At 66.5% G+C, this 5,685-nt stretch carries 4 protein-coding genes; all 4 read left to right on the top strand.

What is annotated here, in order from left to right; genetic code table 11:
• Positions 1-378: 378 nt before the first annotated feature.
• Positions 379-885, top strand: coding sequence for a cupin domain-containing protein (locus G3N93_RS32515; RefSeq protein WP_105815267.1), 507 nt, complete (start codon positions 379-381; stop codon positions 883-885).
• A 185-nt stretch (positions 886-1,070) separates the two neighbouring features.
• Positions 1,071-2,096, top strand: coding sequence for a DedA family protein/thiosulfate sulfurtransferase GlpE (locus G3N93_RS32510; RefSeq protein ID WP_041493311.1), 1,026 nt, complete (start codon positions 1,071-1,073; stop codon positions 2,094-2,096).
• 442 nt (positions 2,097-2,538) lie between these two features.
• On the top strand, positions 2,539-3,921 hold the full coding sequence (locus G3N93_RS32505) for an amino acid permease (protein WP_043183686.1): 1,383 nt from the start codon (positions 2,539-2,541) through the stop codon (positions 3,919-3,921).
• Between the two features lie 218 nt (positions 3,922-4,139).
• Positions 4,140-5,075 (top strand): universal stress protein, encoded by a 936-nt coding sequence (locus G3N93_RS32500; protein WP_206134799.1) that lies wholly within the window; start codon positions 4,140-4,142, stop codon positions 5,073-5,075.
• The last annotated feature ends 610 nt before the right edge of the window (positions 5,076-5,685 follow it).

The raw sequence follows: 5,685 nt of genomic DNA, 5'->3' as shown, positions 1-5,685 counted from the left end.
GCTGCGTGACGCACGCGGCAAGGCGCTGACGCTGGCGCACGGGCGGTCGCGGGCAGCGACGGTATTGCGCATTCGTCGGATGACGGCCGGATGAAACGGAAACGCACGACGCACGGCGTGTGAGCGCGGCTGTTGCGCCTGCCACATCGGCCGGGCGAGGGCGATGCACCCGATGCGCCCGACGGGCGCAATCGCGTGCCCGCGGTTGCATCCCGACATGCAGTTCTGGCAGCATCGACCGGTATCCGCTTGTTCGCCGCGCGCATGGCCGCGGCGATCGACGCAGCAGCATCCGGCGGCATGCGGTCGCGTTCGCGATGAGCGAAGCGAGGCCGTGCGCCGGGTGCCTGGTTCCTTACCTTACCGACGTCATCCGCCATGCCGATTTCCGCTACCGACCTGATTCGCCAGTTCGACCTGCAGCCGCATCCCGAAGGCGGCTATTTCCGCGAAACCTACCGTGCGACCGATTCCGTCGTGCGTCCGGCCGACGGTGCGCCACGCGCCGCGTCGACCGCGATCTACTACCTGTTGTGCGACGGCGCGTATTCGTCGTGGCACCGGATCCGTTCCGACGAAGTCTGGCATTTCTACGCGGGCGACCCGATCGAGGTGTGGGTGCTCGACGAGCGCGACGGGCTGACGATCCACCGGCTCGGCAACCCGCTCACGCATCCGGGCACCGTGTTCCAGGCAGTCGTGCGGGCCGGGAGCTGGTTCGGCGCGCGCTGCGCGTTGCCTGAGCACGTCGCGCTCGTCGGCTGCACGGTGGCGCCGGGCTTCGAGTTCGCGGAATTCGAACTGGCCGACGCAACCGCGCTGGCCGCCGCGTTTCCCGACTACGCGGAACACGTCGGGCAGCTTGCCCAGCGCACCGACATGTGACTGTCACGGCGGTGCAACCCACGGCGCGAAGCCCGTGCCGATGGTGCGTGTTCCGCGCGATCGCGGCCAAACCCGTTTAGAATGCCGTGATGCATCAGGTCGGCCGCGGACGTGCCGCGGCGGCCGTTGCCCAGCCGTACCGACGGCCCCCGTCGCGCGGCTGCATGCCTTCCAGGAGCGCCGCCGTGTGGCACTTTCCCATCGCTATTCCATCGTCGCTCGGCCCATGGGCCGTGTTCGCGAGCGTGTTGATCACGCAGCTCGGCGTGCCGGTGCCCGCCGTGCCGATGCTGATTCTCGGCGGCACGATGGCGGCAATGGGGCAGGCGTCCTGGGTCAGCATGTTCGCGGCGGCGATCGGCGCGACGATGCTGGCCGATTCGCTGTGGTTCTTCATGGGCCGCACGCGCGGCCGGCGCCTGCTGAACGGCCTCGTGCGCTTCTCGCTGTCGCTCGACACGACGCTGCGTTTCGCACGTAACGTATTCGAAAGATACGGCGCGCCGCTGCTCGTGCTGTCCAAATTCCTGCCGGGCCTCGGCCTCGTGTCGGCACCGCTGCTCGGCACGACCGCGATCGGCGTGGGCGTGTTCCTGTTCTGGGATCTGGCCGGTGCGTCGCTGTGGGCCGCGTTCTGGCTGGTCGGCGGCGCGGCCATTCACGACCAGATCGTCCAGTTCGTGCTGTGGGTGCGCGCGAGCGGCGGCACGATCCTCGATGCGTTCCTCGCGATCTTCATCACGTTCCTGCTGTACCGCTGGGTGCGCCGCGTGCAGTTCCGCCGCTATCTCGCGCAGGTCCGCATCTCGCCGCCGCAGCTCGTCGAAATGATGACGTCGGACGAGCCGCCGCTGATCTTCGACGCGCGGCCGAAGGCGATTCGCGAGCGCGAACCGTACCGGATCGCCGGCGCGGTGCCGGTCGATCTCGATTCGCCGGACCTGCTCGACCCGGAAATGCTGAAGCGGCCGATCGTCGTCTATTGCGTGTGCCCGAACGAAGCGACCGCGAAGCGCCTGATCGCGAAGATGCAGCGCAAGAAGATGATCCACAACATCCGCGCGCTGAAGGGCGGCCTCGATGCATGGGAGAAGCACGGCTATCCGGTTGAGCCGATGCCGGCCGATCTCGATGCATCGCGTTATTTCGTGCGTCCGGATCACGGTGCAATCGAAGGTGAATATACGGTGCGCGCAACGCTGTCGAAATAAATCCGCGCGAAAGCGTCACGCGCATTCGAATTCCATCACGGTTTCACCCGTCGCGATTTCCACGAAAATCGACTGGCGTGAAACCACTGATCCTCCATATAATCCCGCCTGCATATTGCGTGCGCCTGATCGCGCACATTCGACGCGTGTTCGTTCGCGCCGAAAGCGATTGATCCCGTCGCCGTCCGTCACGCGCACAGCCGCGTCACACGGGCCGCGCGGGCGTATTCCGTGAAAGGCCCGATCCGTTTTCCGGATTGTTCCGGAAAATACGGATAATCCGCGGCGATTCCCATCGGATTGACGCAGTATCCGTGTCGTTTCTTATTTGGAAAATGACGGCGGAGATTATTTCGTTTTCGGCATGCCGGAGTCGGCATGAACAGTCGCGCATTGACATCGACAATGACGGCGGCCCGTTCGCGGCTGCCAGGAGACGGACTTGAAACAACCAGAAGACCAGTTGCATCGTGGGCTGGAAGAGCGGCACATCAACCTGATGGCGCTCGGCGCGACGATCGGCGTCGGCCTGTTCCTCGGCTCGGCCACCGCGATTCGCGTCGCCGGCCCGGCCATCCTGCTGACCTACCTGCTGGGCGGCATCGCGATTTTCCTGATCATGCGCGCACTCGGCGAGATGGCGATCGCCAATCCGGTCGCCGGCGCGTTCAGCCGCTACGCACGCGACTACCTCGGGCCACTCGCCGGCTACCTGACGGGCTGGACCTACTGGTTCGTGTGGATCGTCACCTGCATGGCGGAAATCACGGCGGTCGGCGTCTACATGCACATGTGGTTCCCCGGCGTGCCGAACTGGATCTGGGCGCTCGCGGCACTCATGGCGATGGGCTCGGTGAACTTCATCGCGGTCAAGCTGTACGGCGAATTCGAGTTCTGGTTCGCGCTGATCAAGATCGTCACGATCGTGCTGATGATCATCGGCGGCGGGTTGATGATCGCGTTCGGCATCGGCAACGGCGGTGTCGCGATCGGCCTGTCGAACCTGTGGGCGCATGGCGGTTTCATGCCGAATGGCATCAACGGCGTGATCGCCGCGTTGCCGATCGTGATGTTCGCGTATCTCGGCGTCGAGATGCTCGGCCTCACCGCCGGCGAGGCGCGCAACCCGGAGAAGTCGCTGACGAAGGCCGTGAACTCGGTGTTCTGGCGCGTGCTGATTTTCTACATCGGCGCGCTGTTCGTGATCATGTCGTTGTATCCGTGGGACCAGATCGGCACGCAGGGCAGCCCGTTCGTGATGACGTTCTCGCGGCTCGGCATCCCGGCCGCCGCCGGCATCATCAACTTCGTCGTGCTGACCGCGGCGCTGTCGTCGTGCAACAGCGGCCTGTTCAGCACCGCGCGGATGCTCTACAACCTCGCGCAGCAGGGCCAGGCGCCGAGCAAGCTCGGCAAGGTCAACCGCAACGGCGTGCCCGTGTACGGCGTGATCGTGTCGGTCGCGCTGCTGCTGATCGGCGTGCTGCTCAACTATCTCGCGCCGCAGCACGTGTTCACGTGGCTCACGTCGGTGTCGACGTTCGGTGCGATCTGGACGTGGTGCGTAATCCTGATCGCGCAGATGCGCTTTCGCCGCACGCTGTCGGCTGACAAGATCGCGCGCCTGCCGATCCGCGTGCCGTTCTATCCGCTCGGTTCGTTCGTCGCGCTCGGTTTTCTCGTGCTGGTCGTCGTGCTGATGGCGTTCACGCCCGACACGCGCGTCGCGCTCGTGATCGGGCCGGTATGGATCGTGCTGCTCGGCATCACGTATGCGCTGTTCTACGCGAACCGTCCGGCGGCATCGGTGCCGACGAAATCGTAAGCGGCACGGGCAGGGGCCCGCGCGACGCTTGATCGCGATCATGCACGCGCGGGCCGGACGACCTATGCTGAACGAATCGATTGTCCGCGCTTCGCGTGGCAACCCGCCGATCCCAGTGACCGCCGCGGCCGCGGCGGCTGTCCGGCCGCCGTGCGCCGCTTCCGCGCGAAGCTCCCGTCGTCGTTCCACGACGACGCGCACGCACGGAGGCCTTCGCCATGCAGCCTGCCCCGCCCATCCCGACGCTTGCGCGGATCGCGCTGGCCGTCGATCCGACGCCCGAATCGCTGTCCGCCGCGCGCTATGCGCGCACGCTGCTGCATCCCGGCATGCGATTGCGCATCGTCTGCACGATCGACAACCCGCGCCTGGTTTTGCCCGACATCCCGCGCATCGACGCACTGCTGACGTCCGCGCGCGAGGACCTGATGCGCGAGGCGCAAGCCATCAACGAACGGATCGCGGCGTTGTTCGCCGACAGCGGCATCGAGGTCGAGCAGGCCATCATCGACACGTCGGTGACGGGCGGTTCGGTGGCCGATGCATTGGTGAGCGACACGTCGGCATGGCGTGCGGACGTGTTGATGGTCGGCGCGAATCCGCATCACGGGCTGCTGCGGCTCGTCGAAGGCGCGATGTCGGACACGCTGACGACGCGCGCGCGCTGCGCACTGCTGATCGTACCGGCCGCCTATGCGCGGCCGTCGGACGGCAGCCTGCAGCGGTTGATGTTCGCGGTCGACGGCAGCGAGCCGTCGCTGCACGCGGTGCGTATCGGGCTCGGCTTCGCGGCGCCGACGACGTTGCTGTACGCGGCCTACGTGATCGATCGCGCGGTTCGTCTGACGGATATCGTGCCGGTGCGCGCGCTCGAGGATGCGTATCGCGCGGAGGGCGAGGATGCGCTCGCGAAGATCGGCCCGCTGTTCCATGCGACCGGGAACCCGACCAAGCGCAGTGTCGTCGAAACCCGTCCGACCAGCGACGACGTGGCCCATGCACTGATGCGCGACGCCGTGCACTGGCGTGCCGAGCTGCTGGTGGTCGGCACGCATGGCCGGCGCGGCATCGCTGCGTGGCTGATCGGCAGCGTCGCGCGTCGCGTTGCGCATCTCGCGCAGGTGCCCGTGCTGCTCGTGCGCGGTGCCGAATAAATCGCACGATGTCGCGATCGAAGCAGGCTCGGGTTGACCTGCATCAGAAACGGCGCGCCTCGCGCGTGAGACATTGACGGAACATCCGGCAACGCAGCCGGTCTGTCGTGCAGGGGCCGCGCAGCGACGCAGCAACACGCGTGCTAAAGGCTGCGATCGACGCTGCATTCAAAGCCGTCACATCAATTTCCGGAGCCGCGACGTGCGATGCACGGTGCGTCATCCGACCGAGAACTCTCTGGCACGAGGGTAGGCAGCTACGGTTGCCTTGGAGGACGGGCGGGGTGCAAAGCACCCCGTCCGCTTTCCGCGTTCGTGTTGTAGTTGGCCCCGTCTGGATTGCTTTCCCCGCAGAAATCGTCGTCATTGCGGCCGTGTCGAACGGCGCGTCATGATGCGTGATGGCGCGCGGCGGCGCCGATGCGGATCGGTGAGGGTCGCGGCAGGCGCGCCGCTGCCGTACAGGCACGGCGTGCGGCAGGCGCTGCCGACGTTGCGTGGTGCACGGTCGTTGCACGGCCCCCGTGCCGTGCAACGACCGCTTGCATGCTCAGATGGAGCGAAGTATCGAGCGCAGGTCGTGCCGTCGGTCTGTGCCGCGGCGCACCCG

The sequence above is a fragment of the Burkholderia sp. Se-20378 genome (genome assembly GCF_017104665.1).
Lineage (GTDB): Bacteria > Pseudomonadota > Gammaproteobacteria > Burkholderiales > Burkholderiaceae > Burkholderia > Burkholderia lata.
The sequence above is the reverse complement of the archived record's forward strand: the minus strand, read 5'-3'. Positions and strand labels throughout refer to the sequence as shown.

Excerpts from the sequence above, each read along its gene's own strand:
- G3N93_RS32515 (WP_105815267.1), top strand. The coding sequence starts at position 379 with ATGCCGATTTCCGCTACCGACCTGATTCGCCAGTTCGACCTGCAGCCG.
- G3N93_RS32500 (WP_206134799.1), top strand. The coding sequence starts at position 4,140 with ATGCAGCCTGCCCCGCCCATCCCGACGCTTGCGCGGATCGCGCTGGCC.